This window comes from Streptomyces sp. NPDC048111 (genome assembly GCF_043202815.1).
Lineage (GTDB): Bacteria > Actinomycetota > Actinomycetes > Streptomycetales > Streptomycetaceae > Streptomyces.
Window position 1 is genome coordinate 1 of the sequence record NZ_JBIDBD010000012.1, and the last position, 18,673, is coordinate 18,673.

Sequence of the window (18,673 nt, forward strand, 5' to 3'; positions counted from 1 at the left end):
GCAGTTCCCCGCGCCCCTAACCGCACCGGTGCCGGCCAGCATGCGCATCCTCAGCCCGTCCGGCGTTTGAGGACGAGCGCCGTTCAGGCGCGAAAGCGGGGGTGCAGGGGGCGGAGCCCCCGCCGGGGTTTGAGGGGCGGAGCCCCTCGGGGGGTCTGGGGCGCAGCCCCAGGGCTCAGCCGATGCAACCCCCTGTACGGGCGGGTGGGTGGGCAAACCCGCCGGGGTTTGAGGGGCGGAGCCCCTCAGGGGGTCTGGGGCGCAGCCCCAGAGGCCGCACCCTTCAACCCCCTGCACGGGCGGGTGGGTGGGCAAGCCCCCTCGGGGTCCGGGGCGGAGGTCAGGCGGACTTGATGGCCGAGATGTCGAAGGTGAGCTTCACCTTGTCACTGACCATCACCCCACCCGTCTCCAACGCAGCATTCCAAGTAAGCCCCCACTCCGACCGCAGAATCTCCGCCCCACCCTCGAACCCCACGCGCTGGTTCCCGTACGGGTCGGTGGCCGTGCCGTTGAACTCCAGGTCGATGGAGAGCGGCCGGGTGACACCCTTGATCGTCAGGTCACCGGTGATCCGGTACGTGTCGCCGCCGAGCGCCCGCGCCCCGGTCGAGCGGAAGGTCATGAGCGGGAACTGCTCGGCGTCGAAGAAGTCGGCGCTGCGCAGGTGGGCGTCGCGGTCCGCGATACCCGTGTCCACGCTGGCGATCTTGACGTCGATGGAGGCGCTGGAGGCCGCCGGGTCCGCGCCGTCCAGGGTCAGGGTGCCCTCGTGCTCGGCGAAGGAGCCGCGCACGTTGGTGACCATGGCGTGCCGCACGGTGAAGCCGATGCTGCTGTGCGCCGGGTCGATCGTGTACGTACCGCTCAGCGCGGCCAGCGCCGGGTCGACCGCGACGGGCGCGGGCGCGGCGGGGTCGAGGGTGGCGGTGGAGGCGGTGCTGCTGGTCTTGCGGCCGAAGAGACCCATGACGTGCTCCCTTGGGGACGTGCTGCGGCCTTGCGCCGGAGCGGTTTAACTTTCAACGAGATTGACTGTAGAACCATTCCGTTCGAGATTCAACTACTTCGGAAGCCGACCGTACTCCGGGCCGGGTCGGAGCCGGGCCGGCCCGGGTCAGAGGCCAAGGAAATCGGGCCGGCCCGAGTCAGAGGCCGGGCGGTGTCGGGGCGGGCCCGAGGGTGGTGGTGCCGGGGGCGGCCCGGTGGCCGAGGCCGGTGCGGTAGGCGTCCATGGCCGCTTCGACGCGTCCGGCACGGCGCAGCAGATCGCCGAGCAGCCGGCACAGGTCCGCCATGTCCCCGGTGGCGCCGCTGCGCTCCAGGAGGCCGAGCGCGGTGACGTAGTGCTCCTCGGCCGTCCCGGTGTCGCCCCGCTCCTCGTGGATCAGGCCGAGCAGTCGGTGCGCGCCCCCCGCGTGCACCGCGCCGTGCTGGTCGCCCAGCTCGGTGAGCGGGGCGAGCAGGGCCATCGCCTCGGTGTGCTGCCCGAGGCGCCGCAGCACGTCCGCGAGTTCGACCTCGACCTGCGCGGTGAACAGGGCGGCCCGCTTGGCCGCGAGCATGTCGCGCGCGGTGCGCAACTCCCGCTCGGCAAGGTCGAGTCGACCTTCCTGGGCGTAGACGTAACCGCGCATCCAGTGGCAGTGCGCCAGGTCGGTGCGCAGCTGCAACTGGCGGTAGATGGACTGGGCCTTGGCGAGCGAGGCGTCCGCGTCGGCGAGCCGGCCCTCGGCGAGGAAGGTCCGGGCGACCTGCCGGTGCATCCCGGCCACGAGCGCCGGGTCCGAGACCCGGGGGGCCAGGGCGAGTGCCAGCTCGGCGGCGCGCGCCGCGCGGGCCTGGGCGCCCATGTCCAGGTACGGCCCGATGACCGCCGCGTACAGGAGCACCAGCGCCTCGGGGTCGGCCAGCCCGCTGGTGCCGAGCTCGTCGATGGCCGACTCCAGGACGTAGCAGGCGTAGCGCAGTTCGCCCGCGAGGATGTGGGCGACCGCCCGGCCGCGCACCGCACGCGCCCGGCGGGGGAGCGGCTCGGTGGCGAGGATCCGCTCGCTCGCCTCGAAGTGGCGTACCGCGTCGTCGAGTTCGCCGCTCTCCAGGGCGCAGTCGCCGAGCCCGAGCAGGGCCTCGGCGCGCTCCTCGTCGAGCTGGTGCAGTTCGGCCTCGGTGAGCAGCCGGCGGTAGAGGACGGCCGCCTCGTCGGCCTCGCCGGTCGCCAGGGCCCGCTGGGCGTCGGTGAGGCCGAGCCGCAGCTCGGTGAGCAGCCGGGCGGGGCGCCCGGTGGTCAGCTCGTCGTACGTCGTGCCGAGCCGCTCCGCGAGATGGCGCAGGGCCGCCTCCGAAGGGCGCACCTTGCCGGACTCCAGGGTGGAGACATAGGCGGGCGTATAGGCGGGCTCCGCCAACTGGCGCTGCGTCAGGCCGAGTTGGGAGCGCAGTCGCTGAACTCGGCGGCCGATCACGGAAGGTTCGTCCATCACGTCCCCTTGGCCCCAGGGCATTGCGCACACCCCGTGCGCCCCCTAATTTAAGCAGGCCGTTCAACGTATTTACCCGACGACTTAACTTCCGTTACAGGGAGAGGACTTCATGCGCCCACCCATGCGCAGAGGCATCGCGACGGCCACGCTCGCCGGCGCCACCGTCCTGGCCGCACTCGCCGCGGGCCCCGGCACCGCGGCCGCCGCCGATCCACCGCCGCCGCGGCCGCGGGTGCAGGTCGAGATACCCGGACCGGAGGCCGCCTCGGGGGCCACGCCCGCGGGCTCCGGGCACACCCTGGTCCCGGCGGCCGGCCGGGGCGGGCCCGCCCCGAGTCTGTCGGCTCCCGCGGCGAAGGCGGCGGACGGCCAGGTCACCAAGGTGGTCGACAACGGCTCCACCGCGGACCGCCTGGACATCGTCGTCGTGGGCGACGGCTACACGGCCGACCAGCTGAACCAGTTCCACGCCGACGCCAAGGAGAAGTGGGGCGAGATCACCGGCGTCGAGCCCTACACCACGTACCAGAACCTCTTCAACGTCTGGACCGTGGACGCGGTCTCCCCGCAGAGCGGGGTCTCCGGCGATCCCGCGCAGGGCGACGTGAAGAACACAGCGCTCGGCTCCTACTTCTGGTGCGACGGTGTCGAGCGGCTGCTCTGCGTCGACCAGGACAAGGTCGACGCGTACGTGGCGAAGGCGCCCCAGGCCGATCTGGTGGTCGTCCTCGCCAACAGCGCGAAGTACGGCGGGGCCGGGTACAACGAGCCGTCCAAGACGCTGGGGTACGAGGGCATATCCACCGCGTCCGCCGGCAACGCCAAGTCCGGGCAGGTCGCGATCCACGAGACCGGGCACTCGCTCGGCAAGCTGGCCGACGAGTACTTCTACCCGGACACCCCCGGCTACGAGCACTACGACGGACCCGAGGCGGAACAGTCCAACATCTCCGTCCTGACGGCCGACCAGATGGCGGCCGACCGCACCAAGTGGTACCGCTGGCTGGGTGAGACCTCGCCGGACGGGGGGACGGTGGGGGCGTACGAGGGCGGCGGCTACTACGTCACCGGCCTCAGCCGGCCCACCGACGGGTCGATCATGCGGATCCTGGGCAAGCCGTTCAACCTGCCCGGGGTGGAGGCGATGATCGCGGGGTTCTACCGGCACGCGACGATCGCCACGCCCCTGACGCCCACGGGGCGGACGCTGCGGCCGTACGACACGGCGCGGGTCGCGGTGCCGCGGCTGGTGGGTGGGCGTCAATTGACGGTGCGGTGGTACTTGGACGGGCGAGAGTTGCGGGGGTATTCGGGGCGTACGGCTGTCGGGGTGCGGGGGTTGGGCCTGGGGTGGGGGGTGCACCGGCTCTCGGTGCGGGTGAGCGATGCGACGCCGTCCGTCCGTGACCCCCGCATCGCGCAGACCCTCCGCGCCACCACCACCTGGCAAGTCCACGGCTGACCGCTCCCTGGGGCTGCGCCCCAGACCCCCCTTTCACGCCTGAACGGCGCTCGTCCTCAAACGCCGGACGGGCTGAGGTGTCCCGATGCGGACCAGCACCGGCCCCGCCAAGGGGCGCGGGGAACTGCGCAGGGCGGGCTGGGATGTGCGTGCGGACCAGCACCGGTCCCGCCAAGGGGCGCGGGGAACTGCGCAGGGCGGGCTGGGATGTGCGTGCGGACCAGCACCGGTCCCGCCAAGGGGCGCGGGGAACTGCGCAGGGCGGGCTGGGATGTGCGTGCGGGCCAGGACCGGTCCTGCCAAGGGGCGCGGGGAACTGCGCGAGGAGCGACCACGGTCCGCACGTGACCGAGGGGTTGGGGGCGCGGGGAACTGCGCGAGGAGCGGCCGCGGTCCGTAGCCGGAAGGCGTGCGGGCGCAGTCCGTACCTGCGGGGCCGGCCGCGCATTCTCCCCGGAGGGGGCGTCACTGCGTGGAGGCGCGGTGGTTCAGTTCGGGGAGGATGCTGAGGTGGTGCCGGGGGCGGCCGGGGTCGGCCAGGCGGGCGGACAGGAGGTCCACCGCCGCGAAACCCACCGCCCGCTTCGGCGGCGCCACAGCCGTCAGCGGCGTGTCCGCCAGCGCCGCGACCTCGTCGTCGTACGCCACGATCGCGAGGTCGTCCGGCACCCGCAACCCCCGTGCCCGCAACCGCGGAAGCAGCGCGATCGCGTCATGGTCGTTGTGGACCAGGACCGCGTCGAGCAGCCCCGCCCCCACCGCCCCGGTGAACTCGTCGAGTTGGGCGTCCCGGCGCAGCGGATCGGTCTCCGGCGCCGTGATCGCGAAGCGCAGCCCCTCCGGCGCGGGCAGCCCCAGTGACGCCAGCCCGCCGAGGTAGCCCTCCCTGACCAGCGCGCCGTGCGGGCTGTCCGCGCGCAGCAGCAGTCCGATCCGCTCGCGCCCCGTCCCGGCGAGGTGGCGGACGGCGAGCCTGGCACCGTAGGCGTGGTCGGTCACCACCCGTTCCGCACCGGGCACGTCGTCCGTCGACCGCCGCTCCACCAGGGCGAACGGCACGCCGAGCGCCGCCGCCCAGTCCTGGTCGACGGCCGGGCCGCACGGCGCGATGAGCAGCCCGTCGATCCCGTGCGCGAGCAGCTGGCGCACCTGTGCGCGCTCCTCGTCGGGCCGGTATTGCGAGATGCCGAGCACGAGCCGGATGCCCCGGGCCGCGGCCGCCTCCCTCGCCCCCTTGATGACCTCGGGGTAGTAGTAGTCCGCCGTCGGTACGACGAGGCCGAAGACCAGCGGTGCGCCGCCCGGCCTACGGGCGGGCGCGGCGACCGGGGCCCGGGTGGTGTCTGGCAGCTGGGCGCCGCCGTGCACCCGCGCCACCAGACCGCGTTCCGCCAGCGCCTCCACGTCCCGCCGCACGGTCACCGCGGAGACCCTCAACTCCTCGGCGAAGTCCGTCACTCGCAGCGAGCCGCGCTCCCGCAGCCGCCGCAGTATCGCCTGGTGCCTGTCCTCGGCATGCATATGGCCCCCGCCCCTCATGTTCGGCACTCCCGGCCCTGTTCGGCTCCGCGCCGCCGACCGCCGTCCGGCTGACCTGGAGCGTAACGCCCGTTGGATCGTTCGTGCACGATTCTGCGCGAACGATCAATTCTCACGATGAATGTGCGAAGTATTGCGCGTTCTTTCGATGTCATGAGACAAACCGCTCCATCGCGCTTCGCAGCCCGGCCTACAGCCGCAAGCCCCCAGCCCCCCTCGCCCACGCGTCGCTCGCAGTCCCCCGGGGCCGCCGCCCGCGTCCGCCCGCACCCCGTGCCCGTGTCGCTCCTTCTTCGCTCACGCTCCGGAGGTTCCGCACCATGCCATCCCCGCAGGGCAGTTCACGCCGCTCCTTCCTCGCCGCGTCCGGCACCGGCGCCGCGGCCGTAGCACTCGGTCTCGCCCCCGCCGTCGCGTCGCAAGCCGCTCCGGCCGCCGCCGCGTCCCAACTCGCGCAATCCGCCGACGAGTTCGATGCCCTGCGCCTGCGATGGCGCGACCTCACCCTGGGCAGCGGCTTCGACGCCCGCGCCGAGCCCTACGCCACCAAGCTCGCCGACCTCGGCGCCGCGGCCCGCACCGCGCGCGACACGATGGCTCCCGCGACCGGATCCCTCTGGCCCGACCTTCCGCTGACCGTCCCCGCCACCGGTTCCGCCGCCATGACCACGAGCTACGCCCGGCTCAACACCATGGCGCAGGCCTGGGCCCAGCCCGGCACCGGATCCAACGGTGACGCCGCGCTCATCGCGGCGGTGGGCCACGGCCTCGACCACCTCTACACGCTGATCTACAACGAGAACACCAAGACGTTCGGCAACTGGTGGGACTGGCAGATCGGCAGCTCCCGGCTGCTGCTCGACACCGCCGTCATCGCGTACGACACCCTCGGCGCCGAGCAGCTCGCCCACTACACGGCCGCCATCGACCACTTCGTGCCGGACAGCGCCGTCGGCAGTTACACCGGCACCTCCACCGGCGCCAACCGCACCGACCTGTGCCGCGTGCTCGCCACCCGTGGTGTGCTCGGCCGCAGCGCCGCGAAGCTCGCCCTGGCCCGCGACGCGCTCTCGCCGGTCTTCCCGTACGTGACCGGCGGCGACGGCCTGTACGCCGACGGATCGTTCGTCCAGCACACCTGGATCGCCTACACCGGCTCGTACGGAGAGGTGCAGATCGACGGCCTCTCCCGGCTGTTCGCGCTGCTCGCCGGCTCCACCTGGGCGGTCACCGACCCCAACCGCCAGATCATCCTCGACTCCGTCGAGCGCAGCTACGCGCCCTTCCTGCACGACGGCCTGATGATGGACTGCGTCAACGGCCGCGCGATCTCCCGCCAGACCACCGACGACCAGCTCATGGGCCGCACGATCATGGCCCACATCGCGATGCTCGCCCTCGGGGCCTCGCCCGCCGAGCGCGACCGCTGGCGTGCGCTGATCAAGGGCTGGACGGACCGGGCGCAGACCACCCCGGTGCTCGCCGACCAACGGCTCTCCGTCGCCAACCTCGCCCTGCTGCGCGCCGCCGTCGACGCCGCGCCCTCGGCGGCCCCGGCCCCGGTCGGCCCGCGCCTGTTCCCCGCGATGGACCGCGCCGTGCACCGCGGCACCCGCTTCGCCGCCTCCCTCAGCATGTCCTCGCGGCGCATCGCGTACTACGAGAACGGCAACGGCGAGAACCTCCGCGGCTGGCACACCGGTTCCGGCATGCTCGCCTGGTGGGGCGACGGCTTCGCCGGCGACCAGTACAGCGACGGCTTCTGGCCCACCGCCGACCCGTATCGGCTGCCCGGCACCACCGTCGCGCGCAAGCCGCTCGCGGACGGCGAGGGCGGCGCCTGGGGCGCGGCCCGGCCCGACGCCGCCTGGGTCGGCGGCGCGAGCGACGGCACCTACGCGGCCGTCGGCCAGCACCTCAAGGGCCTGTCCTCCACCCTCACCGCCCGCAAGTCCTGGTTCTTCGCGGGCGACGAGATCGTCTGTCTCGGCGCCGGGATCACCGCCGCCGACGGCGTCCCCGTCGAATCGATCGCCGACCACCGCAACCTCGGCGCCACCGGCACCAACGCCCTCACCGTCGACGGCCGCCGCCTGCCCGTGACCCTGGGCCGCCACGACACCTTCCCCGGCGCCCGCTGGGCCCATCTCGCGGGCCACGGCGGCTATGTGTTCCCCGGCGGCGCGCCCCTCCAGACCCTGCGCGAGGAGCGCACCGGCACCTGGAAGGCCATCAACACCGGCGGCAGCCAGGACCCCGTCACCCGCCGCTACCTCACCCTCTGGTTCGACCACGGCACCGATCCGGCCGGAGCCACGTACGCCTACGTCCTGCTGCCCGGCGCCCGGCAAGGGGAGACCGCGGTCCGCGCCGCCGACCGCGACCGGATCCGCGTCCTCGCCAACTCGCCCTCCACGCAGGCCATTTCGGCCACCCGGCTCGGTCTGACCGCGGCCAACTTCTGGACGGCGGGCGCGGTCGGCGGCCTCGGCGTCGACGGCCCGGCGAGCGTGCTCGTCCACACCGTGCGGCGCACGGCGACGCTCTGCCTCGCCGCGCCCGAGCGCACCGGGACGCCCGTCGAACTGACCTGGGACCGGCCGGTACGCTCGGTGGCCACGCGGGACCCGCGGGTGGAGGTGCTCGCCACCGGCCGCTCGCTCCGGCTGCGCATCGCGCCCGGCACCGCCTGCACCACCGTGCGTACCGAGGTCGTCCTCGGCTGACACGGAGCTGATCCGGATCTGACGGCGCGCTGACGCGACGCTGACGGCCAGGTCCAGGGCCGTTGTCGGAACCCTACAGAGCTCGGGCCCCCTGCGCTGTCGAGTCGGCTGCCTGGTGCAGGTCTACTGTCAGCCCCCACTAGGAAAGCGGGCCCGAGACTGTTCGGAGTCGACGGAGGAAATGCTTGACCCCTTTCGTAGGGTCGATACATGACCGTTGTGGACCAGACGCCGGGTGAGCCGACCGATACGCGTGGACGTGTGGCAGAACTTCTTGCCCTGCGCGAGGAGGCCCGTCGCGGGCCGAGCGAGCGTGCCACCGAGGCCCAGCACGCCAAGGGCAAGCTGACCGCCCGCGAGCGCATCGACCTGCTGCTCGACCCCGACTCGTTCCACGAGGTCGAGCAGCTGCGCCGGCACCGGGCCGTCGGCTTCGGTCTGGAGGCGAAGAAGCCGTACACCGACGGTGTGATCACCGGCTGGGGCACGGTGGAGGGCCGCACGGTCTTCGTGTACGCCCATGACTTCCGGATCTTCGGCGGCGCGCTCGGCGAGGCCCACGCCACGAAGATCCACAAGATCATGGACATGGCCATCGCGGCCGGTGCCCCGCTGGTCTCCCTGAACGACGGCGCGGGCGCCCGTATCCAGGAGGGCGTGTCCGCGCTCGCCGGCTACGGCGGCATCTTCCAGCGCAACACCCGGGCCTCGGGCGTGATCCCACAGATCAGCGTGATGCTGGGCCCCTGCGCCGGCGGCGCCGCCTACAGCCCCGCCCTCACCGACTTCGTCTTCATGGTCCGCGAGACCTCGCAGATGTTCATCACCGGTCCGGACGTGGTCCGCGCGGTGACGGGCGAGGAGATCTCGCAGAACGGGCTCGGCGGCGCGGACGTGCACGCCGAGACGTCGGGTGTGGCGCACTTCGCGTACGACGACGAGGAGACGTGCCTCGCCGAGGTCCGCTACCTCATCTCGATGCTGCCGTCGAACAACCGGGAGAACCCGCCGGTCCACAGCAGCGACGACCCGGCCGACCGCCGCTCCGAGGTCCTCCTCGACCTCGTCCCGGCCGACGGCAACCGTCCGTACGACATGCACAAGGTGATCGAGGAGCTCGTCGACGACGGGGACTTCCTGGAGGTCCACGAGCGGTGGGCGCGCAACATCATCTGTGCGCTGGCCCGTCTCGACGGTCAGGTCGTCGGCATCGTGGCGAACCAGCCGCAGTCGCTGGCCGGGGTGCTCGACATCGAGGCGTCCGAGAAGGCCGCCCGCTTCGTCCAGATGTGTGACGCTTTCAACATCCCGATCGTCACCCTGTTGGACGTGCCCGGCTTCCTGCCGGGCGTCTCGCAGGAGCACGGTGGGATCATCCGGCACGGCGCGAAGCTGCTGTACGCGTACTGCAACGCGACGGTGCCGCGCATCTCGCTGATCCTGCGCAAGGCCTACGGCGGCGCCTACATCGTCATGGACTCCCAGTCCATCGGCGCCGACCTCACCTACGCCTGGCCCACCAACGAGATCGCGGTCATGGGCGCCGAGGGCGCGGCCAATGTGATCTTCCGTCGGCAGATCGCGGACGCCGAGGACCCGGAGGCGATGCGGGCGCGGATGGTCAAGGAATACAAGGCCGAGCTGATGCACCCGTACTACGCGGCCGAGCGCGGTCTGGTCGACGACGTGATCGACCCGGCCGAGACCCGCGCCGTCCTCATCGCCTCCCTGGCGATGCTCAAGACCAAGCACGCCGACCTGCCGTCCCGCAAGCACGGCAACCCGCCTCAGTAAGAGGAGACGAACGTGACCACACCGCATACCGCTCCGTCCCTGTCCCTGCTCCGCGTGGAGAAGGGCGAGGCCGCTCCCGAGGAGCTGGCCGCCATCACCGCCGTCCTCCTGGCGCGCGCCGCCGCCCAGCCCGCCGCCGCGGCCTCCCAGCGCGGCCGCTCCACCGCCGGCTGGCGCCGTCTGGAGCGCACCCCGGGGTTCCGCGCCCCGCACTCCTGGCAGGGCTGACCCGCCCGGGACCCACTGACGAGAAAAGCCTCCGCCTTCCGGGCGGGGGCTTTTTCGTTGGCGCCGATGCGATCGGCTAGGTACCTTAGGGCAAAACCTAGGGGCTCTAGGTTCCAGATGGATGGAGGTGCGGGGGTGGTCCGAGCGGGGCTGACGGTCGAGCGGCTCGCGGTGGCGGGAGCGGAACTCGCGGACGAGGCGGGGTACGAGGGCATCACGGTGTCCGCGCTCGCCCGGCGCTTCGGCGTCAAGGACGCGAGCCTGTACTCGCACGTCAGGAACCTCCGCGAGCTGCGGCAGCGGGTCACGCTGTACGCGGCCGGCGAGTTCGTCGACTCCATCGCGGCGGCCGTCGCGGGCCGGGCCGGCAAGGACGCGCTCGTCGCCTTCGCCGACGCCTACCGGGCGTACGCCCTCGCCCACCCCGGCCGGTACGCCGCCACCCAGCACCAGGTCGACCCGGAACTGCTCGCGGGCTCGACCGTTCTGGCGCGCACCGTGGACACGACGTACGGGATGCTGCGCGCCTACGGCCTCGGCGAGCCCGACCTCACCGACGCCGTACGCCTGCTGCGCAGCACCTTCCACGGCTACATCACCCTCGAAGCGGAAGGGGGCTTCGGCCACCCCCGCGAGGTGCAGAGGTCGTGGGAGCGCGGGGTCGAGGCGCTGCACGTCCTCCTGGAGCACTGGCCCCGCAACGAGGAGGGGGACGAGGAACATGAATGAACCCGTGGTCGGCACCCTGAAGGTGCCCGGCGCGACCCTGCGGTACGAGGTGCGCGGAGCCGGGCCGGTGCTGCTGCTCATCGTCGGCGGAGGCGGGGACGCCGGGATCGTGGAGCCGGTCGCCGACGCGCTCGCGGACCGCTTCACGGTCATCACCTACGATCCCCGCGGAAACTCGCGCTCACCGCTCGACGGGGCGGAGGTGGACCAGCGGGTCGGCACACAGGCCGATGACGCCCACCGGCTGCTCCAGCACCTCGCGCCCGACGGGCCGCCCGCGTATGTCTTCGGGACGAGTTCGGGGGCGATCGTGGCGGTCGAGCTGCTCACGCGGCACCCCGACCGGCTCGCCCGGGTGGTCGCGCACGAGCCGCCGCTGGTTTCACTGCTGCCGGACGCCGTGGCACAGCAGGCCTTTTTCGGCCACATCGTGGAGACGTTCCACGCGGCCGGGGTGGAGGCGGCCATGGCCGAGATGAGTGCGGGGTGCGGCGAGGAGCGGGGCGAGCGCCCGGGCCTGTCCGGCCTGTCGCCGCGGATGCGGGAGACGCTGGCGCGGGTGGGGGAGAACTCCGGGTTCTTCCTGGGGCACATCCTCGGCCCGTTCACCCGGCACGTGCCGGATCCGACCCGACTCGGCCTGTGCGCCGACGCGTTGGTGCCGGCCGTGGGCCGGGCATCGGCCGGGCTCCGGCTGGCGCGGCCGGCGGAAGTCCTCGCGGTGCGGTACGGGGTCGGCCTCGCGGAGCTGCCGGGAGGCCACCTCGGGGTGCTGACGCACCCCGCCCAACTCGCCCTGCGGCTGGGCGAGTTGCTGGGGTAGGCGGCGCCCCGGAGCCCGTGCCCCCGGCCCCTCCCGTCCCGAAAGGTTCCGGAGGGGGCTCGGGGTCCCTGGCCCGGGCGGTTAGCGCAGGCGGGCCATGAGGGCGTGTTCGACGAGGGTGATGAGGGCGCTTTTGGCGTCGGCGCGGTGGCGTGCGTCGGTGACGATGATGGGGGTGTCGGGGCCGATCTGGAGTGCTTCGCGTACTTCGTCGGGGGTGTAGGGCTGGTGTCCGTCGAAGCCGTTGAGGGCGATGACGAAGGGGAGTCCTGAGTTTTCGAAGTAGTCGACGGCGGGGAAGCAGTCGGCGAGGCGGCGGGTGTCGACGAGGACGACGGCGCCGATGGCGCCGCGGACGAGGTCGTCCCACATGAACCAGAAGCGGTCCTGTCCGGGGGTGCCGAAGAGGTAGAGGATGAGGTCCTGGTCGAGGGTGATGCGGCCGAAGTCCATGGCGACGGTGGTGGTGGTTTTGTCGCCGGTGTGGGTGAGGTCGTCGATGCCTGCGGAGGCGGAGGTCATGACGGCTTCGGTGCGCAGGGGGTTGATCTCCGAGACCGCGCCGACGAACGTGGTCTTGCCCACGCCGAAGCCGCCCGCCACCACGATCTTCGCCGACGTGGTGGAACGGGCGGCACCGCCGCTAGAGCTTGCGAAGTCCACTGAGCACCCTTTCGAGCAGTGTCACGTCTGGCTGTCCGCCGGCGGACTCGTCGCCGCCGGGCTGATGGATGGCGACGAGTCCGGCCTCCGCCAGGTCGGCGACGAGGATCCGGGCAACGCCGAGGGGGATGGTGAGGAGTGCCGAGATCTCGGCGACCGACTTGATCTCGCGGCACAGGTGGCAGATCCGCTGGTGCTCGGGCAACTGCCCTTGCAGCCGTGCGGGTTCCGCCGTGGTGTGCACCAGCGCCTCGATGGCGAGCTGGTAGCGCGGCCGGGTGCGGCCGCCGGTCATGGCGTACGGGCGCACAAGGGGATTGTGCGCGCCGCCCGCGGGTGAAGGCTGGGGGGTCTGCCGCGGCTGCACCGGTTCGATCCGGGGCTGCGGCGGCTGGTCGTACGGGCTGGGCCGGCGGTGGGGCTGCTGGTAGGGCTGCTGGTACGGGCCCTGGCCCTGACCGTGTCTGCCGGCGGAGGGGAAGGTGAAGCGGTTCTGGCCGTGCTCACCCGGAGACTGCTGTCCACCGCTGTATGGGTGACCGCCTGGGGGTGTTGTCACGTTTCCTCCTCCGACTACCGGTGCCCGTCCCATGGGGGCCGCGCCACCGCACCTTATGGGGCGGTGGCGAGAAACGCACGGCCTGTCTGCTGATTGAGAACTGATCGGTAACTAGTTAAGAAGGCTTCCCTGAAGCTCCGCACGGAGGTCGGGAGTCAGCACGCTGCCGGCCCGGTCCACGAGCAGCGCCATCTCGTAACCCACCAGACCGATGTCGGCCTCGGGGTGGGCGAGAACGGCGAGGGAGGAACCGTCGGAGACGGACATGATGAAGAGGAAGCCGCGCTCCATCTCCACCACCGTCTGGTTGACGGCGCCGCCTTCGAAGATCCGGGAGGCGCCCGCGGTGAGGGACGTCAGACCGGAGGCCACGGCCGCCAGCTGATCGGCCCGGTCCCGGGGGAAGCCTTCGGACATCGCCAGCAGGAGTCCGTCGGCGGAGACCACCACCGTGTGGGACACCCCGGGGGTGTTGTCCACGAAGTTGGTGATCAACCAGTTCAGATTCTGCGCCGCCTGGCTCATCGGGCTCACACTAACGCTCCTGGTTGTAGGTGTTACTTGTGTCCGACCCCGCGTTACGGCCCTGCTGGACACCGCGGCGCAGGTTGCTCAACCTGCCGCGCACGTCCTCCGGAGCGCGGGAGACCTGAGGGCCGCCCTGCGGGGTCTGCTCGGCCGCGCCCTCGACCAGATTGGCCTTGGGCACCCGCCGGGGGAGACCGGAGGGAGTGACCCCGCCGGCCTTGGGCTCACGGAGCTTCTCGGCCCGCGTCCAGCGCTCGTCGTTGGTCGAGCGCCAGTCGTCCGCCGGTCCGTCCGAGGAATCGGCCTGCTGCTGCCCGGACTCGGCCGGCCGGTTCGGCTGGCCGCCGCGCCGGGGAAGACCTGCCTCGGTCATCCCGTGGGCAGTCGTCGAGCTGGGGTCCGGACGGTCGAAGCCTACGCGCTCGGCGGGGTCCGCGGAAACGGCGCGGGACTCCTCGGCGGATTCCGCTTCCGGCTGGAAGGGGGCCGCGTAGGGCTCCTGGTAGGTGTTGTCCTGCGGCCAACTCCCGTGCGGGGCCTGAGCGGCGTACGGGTCCTCGTAGGAGCCCTGGCCGGCCGTCGGCTCGCCGTAGGAGCCTTCCGGATACGCGGACTCCCGGTAGTCCTCATGCGGCGCGTAGGAGTCCTGGGCGTAGGCGCCGGTGTGCTCGGGGGCGTACTGCTGGTCCGGGTACGAGCCGTCGTACCCGGTCGCCTGCTGGGGTTCGTAGGAGCCCTCGTACGACTGGTCCTGCGCCGTGTACTGCTGCTGGCCCTGGTACGAGCCGTCGTACGCCTGGTTCTGCTGCGGTTCGAGCTCGTCCCGGTAGAGGGGGCGGTCGCCGCCCTGCGCCTGGGCCTCCAGCGCCGCGCGGCGCTCCTCGCGCATCAACGACCGGTTCACCGGGTCGAGTTCGCGGGGGTCGGCATTCTCGCCGGTGTCGTAGCGCGAGTCGTCGAAGCCGAGCTCGGCGGCGGTGCGCATGGGGGCGGGGGCCGCCTCGTACGGCTGCTGCTGCGGCTGCTGCTCGGGAATGATCGAGGAGACCGTGAAGTCGTCGCCCGCCGGGTGGCTCTCGCCACCGCCACCATGGGTGATCGGGTCGGGGAGCATGACGAGCGAGGTGGTGCCGGCCTGCTCGCCCGAGGGGCGCAGCTGGACGCGGATGCCGTGGCGGTCGGCGAGGCGGCCGACCACGAACAGGCCCATGCGCTGCGAGACGGCGGCGTCCACGGTCGGCGGGTTGGCCAGGCGGTGGTTGATGTCCGCGAAGTCCTCGGCGGTCAGGCCGATGCCCTTGTCGTGGATCTCGACCATCACACGGCCGTCGGGAAGCCGGGTCGCGGTGACGCGGACCTTGGTCTGCGGCGAGGAGAACGTGGTGGCGTTCTCCAGGAGCTCGGCGAGCAGGTGCACGAGGTCGGTCACCGCCCGGCCGTGGATCTCGGCCTCCGGCACGCCCGACAGCTCGATGCGCTCGTAGGACTCCACCTCGGATGAGGCGGCGCGCAGCACGTCGACCAGCGGGACCGGCTGGTCCCAGCGGCGGCCCGGTTCCTCGCCGGCGAGGACCAGGAGGTTCTCGCCGTTGCGGCGCATACGGGTCGCCAGGTGGTCGAGCCGGAACAGGCTCTCCAGCTGGTCCGGGTCGGCCTCGTTGTTCTCCAGGTCGGTGATCAGGGTCAGCTGGCCCTCGATCAGGGACTGGTTGCGGCGCGAGAGGTTGGTGAAGATCGCGTTGACGTTGCCGCGGAGCAGGGCCTGCTCGGCGGCGAGCCGGACGGCCTCGCGGTGCACCTGGTCGAAGGCGCGGGCGACCTCGCCGATCTCGTCCGTGGAGTCGATCGGGATCGGCTCCACGCGGGTGTCGACGCGGCCGGGTTCGGTGCGCGAGAGCTGGTCGACGAGCATCGGCAGGCGCTGCTCGGCCACGTCGAAGGCGGCGGTGCGCAGCCGGCGCATCGAGCGGCTCATCTGGCGGGCGACCATGCCGGCCAGGATGAACGCGGCGAGCAGGGCGACCACGACGATCGCGCCGTTGATGTAGGCGGTGGTCTTGGCGTCGTCGGCGATCTGGCCGGCCTCGGTCACGGCCCGCGTCACGAGCTCGTCCTCGACCTGGCTGTAGCCGTCGAACTTGGAGGTGGCGGCGGCCATCCACGACTCGGCCGTGATGCCCTGCGCCTTGAGCTGCTTGGAGGTCAGGCCCTCGCCGATCGCGGCGGCCATCCCGTTGTAGATCGAGCCGTCGGCGGCCGGGGCGGCACCGATGCGCGGGCCGTTGTCGGCCTGCTGCTTGGCGCCGGGGAACTCCTGGGCGATCTTCGCCGCCTTGGCGGCCATGACCTCCTTGAGGTGCCGGCTGTCCTCGTCCGTGCCACCGGCGTCGAACTCGCCGAGGGCGATGAACTCCAGGTAGTTGTACGAGTTGAACGCCTTGACCTGCATCTGGAAGGTCTTCGCGTCGTCGCTGGGCCGCAGCAGGAGGTGCAGGCCGATGGAGCGCTGGAGCGATTCGGCGGACTTCGCGAGGTCGACCGCGTACACCATGCGGCCGTAGCTGGTGATGTTGCCGGTGCCCAGGCCGAGCTCGTTGGAGAACGTGCTCAGGTAGTGCGGGATCGCGGTGTAGCCCTCTTCGGTCAGCACCGGGTTCTTGGCCTCGACGCCCTTGGCGTACGCGGTCTTGCGCAGGTCGTCGAGGGTCTTCTCGGCCTCGCGGACCTTGGCCAGCCGGCGCTTGAGGCTCGGGGTGTCCGGCATGCCCTGGACGGCCTGGTCGAACGCGGCGCGGGCGGCGTCGGAGGTGGCGTACGCCTTGCTGACGACGTCGCTGTCCCGCTTGTTCTGCAGGAGCGGCTCGGCCGTCAGGTCACGCTCGTTGAGCAGCGCCTGGCCGTAGTCCGAGGCCGCGCGCACGATGTTCGCGACCTTCTCGGCGTTGCGGGCGTCGCGCCAGGTGGATATGGACCCGTTCACCTCGAAGCCGCCCATGACGAGGCCGACCAGGACGGGGATGAGGAGGATCGCGTTCAGCCTGGTGGCCACGCGCCAGTTGCGCGGCGAGAAGCGGCTGGTACTGCCCGGGGCGGCCTTCTTGCCGGAGTCCGGGGCAGAGGTCTGGGGCGCGGGCTGTGCCGCCGCAGCGCGCTGCGGCGGGGTGAAGTTGCCCCGCGCCTGCTGCGTCGCGGAGCTTGTCCTGCTTCGCTTCACTCGACCAACAACCTCTCGGAGCCGGCACCCGTGGGGCGTGCCGCAGTGTGTTTCAGAGCCGTACTTCTCGGGGCCGTACTACTCGGGAGTTCGCCGAATTCCAGCACGTGGGACGGCCGCCATCCAAACGTCTGGAATCCGCGGTTCCGAGTGGCCAAGACCTCAGATAAAACGGGCATAAAGAGCGAGCCCCGCCAAATGGCGGGGCCGCTGTGCGCGCAGTGACACCGGATGAACGCGGCGGGTTGCGGTGACACGATAATTCTCTGTCGAAACGTTATGAACACAGGGGCGGATCGTGTCAAAGGACACAGTCCGCCCCTGTTTCGCCTACGACAACTGCCGTATGCCCCTGCCTACTTGAGGCGGGCCATGAGGGCGTGTTCGACGAGGGTGATGAGGGCGCTCTTGGCGTCGGCGCGGTGGCGTGCGTCGGTGACGATGATGGGGGTGTCGGGGCCGATCTGGAGTGCTTCGCGTACTTCGTCGGGGGTGTAGGGCTGGTGTCCGTCGAAGCCGTTGAGGGCGATGACGAAGGGGAGTCCTGAGTTTTCGAAGTAGTCGACGGCGGGGAAGCAGTCGGCGAGGCGGCGGGTGTCGACGAGGACGACGGCGCCGATGGCGCCGCGGACGAGGTCGTCCCACATGAACCAGAAGCGGTCCTGTCCGGGGGTGCCGAAGAGGTAGAGGATGAGGTCCTGGTCGAGGGTGATGCGGCCGAAGTCCATGGCGACGGTGGTGGTGGTTTTGTCGCCGGTGTGGGTGAGGTCGTCGATGCCTGCGGAGGCGGAGGTCATGACGGCTTCGGTGCGCAGGGGGTTGATCTCCGAGACCGCGCCGACGAACGTGGTCTTGCCCACGCCGAAGCCGCCCGCCACCACGATCTTCGCCGACGTGGTGGAACGGGCGGCACCGCCGCTAGAGCTTGCGAAGTCCACTGAGCACCCTTTCGAGCAGTGTCACGTCCGGCGTGCCGCCGGTCTCTCCATTGCCCGGCTGGTGGATCGCCACCATGCCGGCCTCCGCCAGGTCCGCCACGAGGATCCGGGCGACACCGAGCGGCATCTGCAGCAGCGCGGAGACCTCCGCCACCGACTTCACCTCACGGCACAGGTGGCATATCCGCTGGTGCTCGGGAAGAAGCGTGGCGAGGTGCGCCGGGTCTGCGGTGGTGCTGACCAGCGCCTCGATGGCGAGCTGGTAGCGCGGCCTGGTCCGGCCGCCGGTCATGGCGTACGGACGGACCAGCGGCTGGTCGCCTTCACCGTCGTACGCCGCGTCGTGCAGCGCGCCGTACGAATCGTGTGAGGCGGGTGGCGGGGTCATTGGTTCCTCCGGGCGGGGACAGCAAGGCATCTGCAAGCCGTCGGGCAGGGCCGGTGGGGGGAGTGGTGCGGCCGGGACGGGTGTCTGCATCGTGCGGGGGCCGGTCCGCGCCGGAGGGGACGGCGCAGGCGGCTCCCGACCCCCGGCCTCGCGAGCGGCTCGGCCGGGGGGTTTGCGGTCAGTGGAGCAGGCTGCCCTGGAGCTCGGCGCGCAGGTCCGGAGTGAGGACGCTGCCCGCGCGGTCGACCAGGAGGGCCATCTCGTAGCCCACCAGGCCGATGTCGCACTCCGGGTGCGCCAGCACGGCGAGGGAGGATCCGTCGGAGACGGACATGAGGAAGAGGAAGCCGCGCTCCATCTCCACCACGGTCTGGGCGACGCTGCCACCCTCGAAGATCCGGGAGGCCCCGGCGGTCAGCGAGGTCAGCCCGGACGCCACGGCGGCCAGCTGGTCGGCGCGGTCGCGCGGGAAGCCTTCGGACATGGCGAGGAGCAGGCCGTCGGCGGAGACCACCACCGTGTGGGACACCCCGGGGGTGTTGTCCACAAAGTTGGTGATCAACCAGTTCAGGTTCTGTGCCGCCTGGCTCATCGGACTC

The 18,673-nt window shown here is 71.7% G+C and carries 16 protein-coding genes; 6 read left to right on the top strand and 10 right to left on the bottom strand.

Translation table 11 applies throughout. The features are described 5' to 3' along the window. Positions 1-340 precede the first annotated feature (340 nt). Both ACGF3I_RS20125 and ACGF3I_RS20130 read right to left on the bottom strand, forming a co-directional pair. Positions 341-970: a YceI family protein gene (locus tag ACGF3I_RS20125; protein WP_393133860.1), complete on the bottom strand. Its 630-nt coding sequence runs from the start codon at positions 968-970 to the stop codon at positions 341-343. Positions 971-1,148: 178 nt separating this feature from the next. Beyond that, positions 1,149-2,480, bottom strand: a complete 1,332-nt coding sequence (locus tag ACGF3I_RS20130; RefSeq protein WP_393133862.1) for a helix-turn-helix domain-containing protein — start codon at positions 2,478-2,480, stop codon at positions 1,149-1,151. Between the two features lie 112 nt (positions 2,481-2,592). Here ACGF3I_RS20130 and ACGF3I_RS20135 point away from each other — a divergent pair, with 112 nt between their 5' ends. Continuing rightward, complete coding sequence (locus ACGF3I_RS20135; protein WP_393133864.1) at positions 2,593-3,945, top strand: M64 family metallopeptidase; 1,353 nt, start codon at positions 2,593-2,595, stop codon at positions 3,943-3,945. A 465-nt stretch (positions 3,946-4,410) separates the two neighbouring features. On the opposite strand, the gene ACGF3I_RS20140 is transcribed toward ACGF3I_RS20135, so the two are convergent. Further along, positions 4,411-5,466, bottom strand: a complete 1,056-nt coding sequence (locus tag ACGF3I_RS20140; protein WP_393133866.1) for a substrate-binding domain-containing protein — start codon at positions 5,464-5,466, stop codon at positions 4,411-4,413. 338 nt (positions 5,467-5,804) lie between these two features. On the opposite strand from ACGF3I_RS20140, the gene ACGF3I_RS20145 reads away from it, so the two are divergent. The 5 genes from ACGF3I_RS20145 (at position 5,805) to ACGF3I_RS20165 (ending at position 11,784) form a co-directional block, all read left to right on the top strand. Beyond that, entirely contained in the window at positions 5,805-8,210 is a 2,406-nt protein-coding gene (locus tag ACGF3I_RS20145) for a polysaccharide lyase 8 family protein (RefSeq protein WP_393133868.1), read from the top strand. Between the two features lie 210 nt (positions 8,211-8,420). Then, positions 8,421-10,004: an acyl-CoA carboxylase subunit beta gene (locus ACGF3I_RS20150; RefSeq protein WP_393133870.1), complete on the top strand. Its 1,584-nt coding sequence runs from the start codon at positions 8,421-8,423 to the stop codon at positions 10,002-10,004. A 12-nt stretch (positions 10,005-10,016) separates the two neighbouring features. Continuing rightward, a complete protein-coding gene (locus ACGF3I_RS20155; protein WP_393133872.1) occupies positions 10,017-10,232 on the top strand; it encodes an acyl-CoA carboxylase subunit epsilon in 216 nt (71 codons plus the stop codon). Positions 10,233-10,367: 135 nt separating this feature from the next. Further along, a complete protein-coding gene (locus tag ACGF3I_RS20160) occupies positions 10,368-10,961 on the top strand; it encodes a TetR/AcrR family transcriptional regulator (protein WP_393133874.1) in 594 nt (197 codons plus the stop codon). Further along, complete coding sequence (locus ACGF3I_RS20165; RefSeq protein ID WP_393133876.1) at positions 10,954-11,784, top strand: alpha/beta fold hydrolase; 831 nt, start codon at positions 10,954-10,956, stop codon at positions 11,782-11,784. The genes ACGF3I_RS20160 and ACGF3I_RS20165 overlap by 8 nt, the downstream gene beginning before the upstream one ends. An 81-nt stretch (positions 11,785-11,865) precedes the next feature. On the opposite strand, the gene ACGF3I_RS20170 is transcribed toward ACGF3I_RS20165, so the two are convergent. From ACGF3I_RS20170 to ACGF3I_RS20200, 7 genes are all read right to left on the bottom strand, one after another. Beyond that, positions 11,866-12,447, bottom strand: a complete 582-nt coding sequence (locus ACGF3I_RS20170) for an ATP/GTP-binding protein (RefSeq protein ID WP_100577617.1) — start codon at positions 12,445-12,447, stop codon at positions 11,866-11,868. Further along, entirely contained in the window at positions 12,428-13,006 is a 579-nt protein-coding gene (locus ACGF3I_RS20175) for a DUF742 domain-containing protein (protein WP_393133878.1), read from the bottom strand. Before ACGF3I_RS20175 ends, ACGF3I_RS20170 begins: the two co-directional genes overlap by 20 nt. Positions 13,007-13,117: 111 nt before the next feature. Next, positions 13,118-13,531: a roadblock/LC7 domain-containing protein gene (locus ACGF3I_RS20180; protein WP_053725133.1), complete on the bottom strand. Its 414-nt coding sequence runs from the start codon at positions 13,529-13,531 to the stop codon at positions 13,118-13,120. 10 nt (positions 13,532-13,541) lie between these two features. Further along, on the bottom strand, positions 13,542-16,748 hold the full coding sequence (locus ACGF3I_RS20185) for a nitrate- and nitrite sensing domain-containing protein (protein WP_393133881.1): 3,207 nt from the start codon (positions 16,746-16,748) through the stop codon (positions 13,542-13,544). Between the two features lie 356 nt (positions 16,749-17,104). Next, positions 17,105-17,686: an ATP/GTP-binding protein gene (locus ACGF3I_RS20190; protein ID WP_100577621.1), complete on the bottom strand. Its 582-nt coding sequence runs from the start codon at positions 17,684-17,686 to the stop codon at positions 17,105-17,107. Next, positions 17,667-18,074: a DUF742 domain-containing protein gene (locus tag ACGF3I_RS20195; RefSeq protein ID WP_053727885.1), complete on the bottom strand. Its 408-nt coding sequence runs from the start codon at positions 18,072-18,074 to the stop codon at positions 17,667-17,669. The genes ACGF3I_RS20190 and ACGF3I_RS20195 overlap by 20 nt, the downstream gene beginning before the upstream one ends. Positions 18,075-18,252: 178 nt before the next feature. Further along, a complete protein-coding gene (locus tag ACGF3I_RS20200; protein ID WP_100577622.1) occupies positions 18,253-18,666 on the bottom strand; it encodes a roadblock/LC7 domain-containing protein in 414 nt (137 codons plus the stop codon). Positions 18,667-18,673 lie beyond the last annotated feature (7 nt).

Bases quoted from the DNA above. Each gene is read 5' to 3' on its own strand.
- ACGF3I_RS20140 (WP_393133866.1), bottom strand. From the start codon at position 5,466: ATGCATGCCGAGGACAGGCACCAGGCGATACTGCGGCGGCTGCGGGAG.
- ACGF3I_RS20200 (WP_100577622.1), bottom strand. From the start codon at position 18,666: ATGAGCCAGGCGGCACAGAACCTGAACTGGTTGATCACCAACTTTGTG.
- ACGF3I_RS20165 (WP_393133876.1), top strand. From the start codon at position 10,954: ATGAATGAACCCGTGGTCGGCACCCTGAAGGTGCCCGGCGCGACCCTG.
- ACGF3I_RS20145 (WP_393133868.1), top strand. From the start codon at position 5,805: ATGCCATCCCCGCAGGGCAGTTCACGCCGCTCCTTCCTCGCCGCGTCC.
- ACGF3I_RS20135 (WP_393133864.1), top strand. From the start codon at position 2,593: ATGCGCCCACCCATGCGCAGAGGCATCGCGACGGCCACGCTCGCCGGC.
- ACGF3I_RS20180 (WP_053725133.1), bottom strand. From the start codon at position 13,531: ATGAGCCAGGCGGCGCAGAATCTGAACTGGTTGATCACCAACTTCGTG.
- ACGF3I_RS20130 (WP_393133862.1), bottom strand. From the start codon at position 2,480: ATGGACGAACCTTCCGTGATCGGCCGCCGAGTTCAGCGACTGCGCTCC.
- ACGF3I_RS20125 (WP_393133860.1), bottom strand. From the start codon at position 970: ATGGGTCTCTTCGGCCGCAAGACCAGCAGCACCGCCTCCACCGCCACC.
- ACGF3I_RS20195 (WP_053727885.1), bottom strand. From the start codon at position 18,074: ATGACCCCGCCACCCGCCTCACACGATTCGTACGGCGCGCTGCACGAC.
- ACGF3I_RS20150 (WP_393133870.1), top strand. From the start codon at position 8,421: ATGACCGTTGTGGACCAGACGCCGGGTGAGCCGACCGATACGCGTGGA.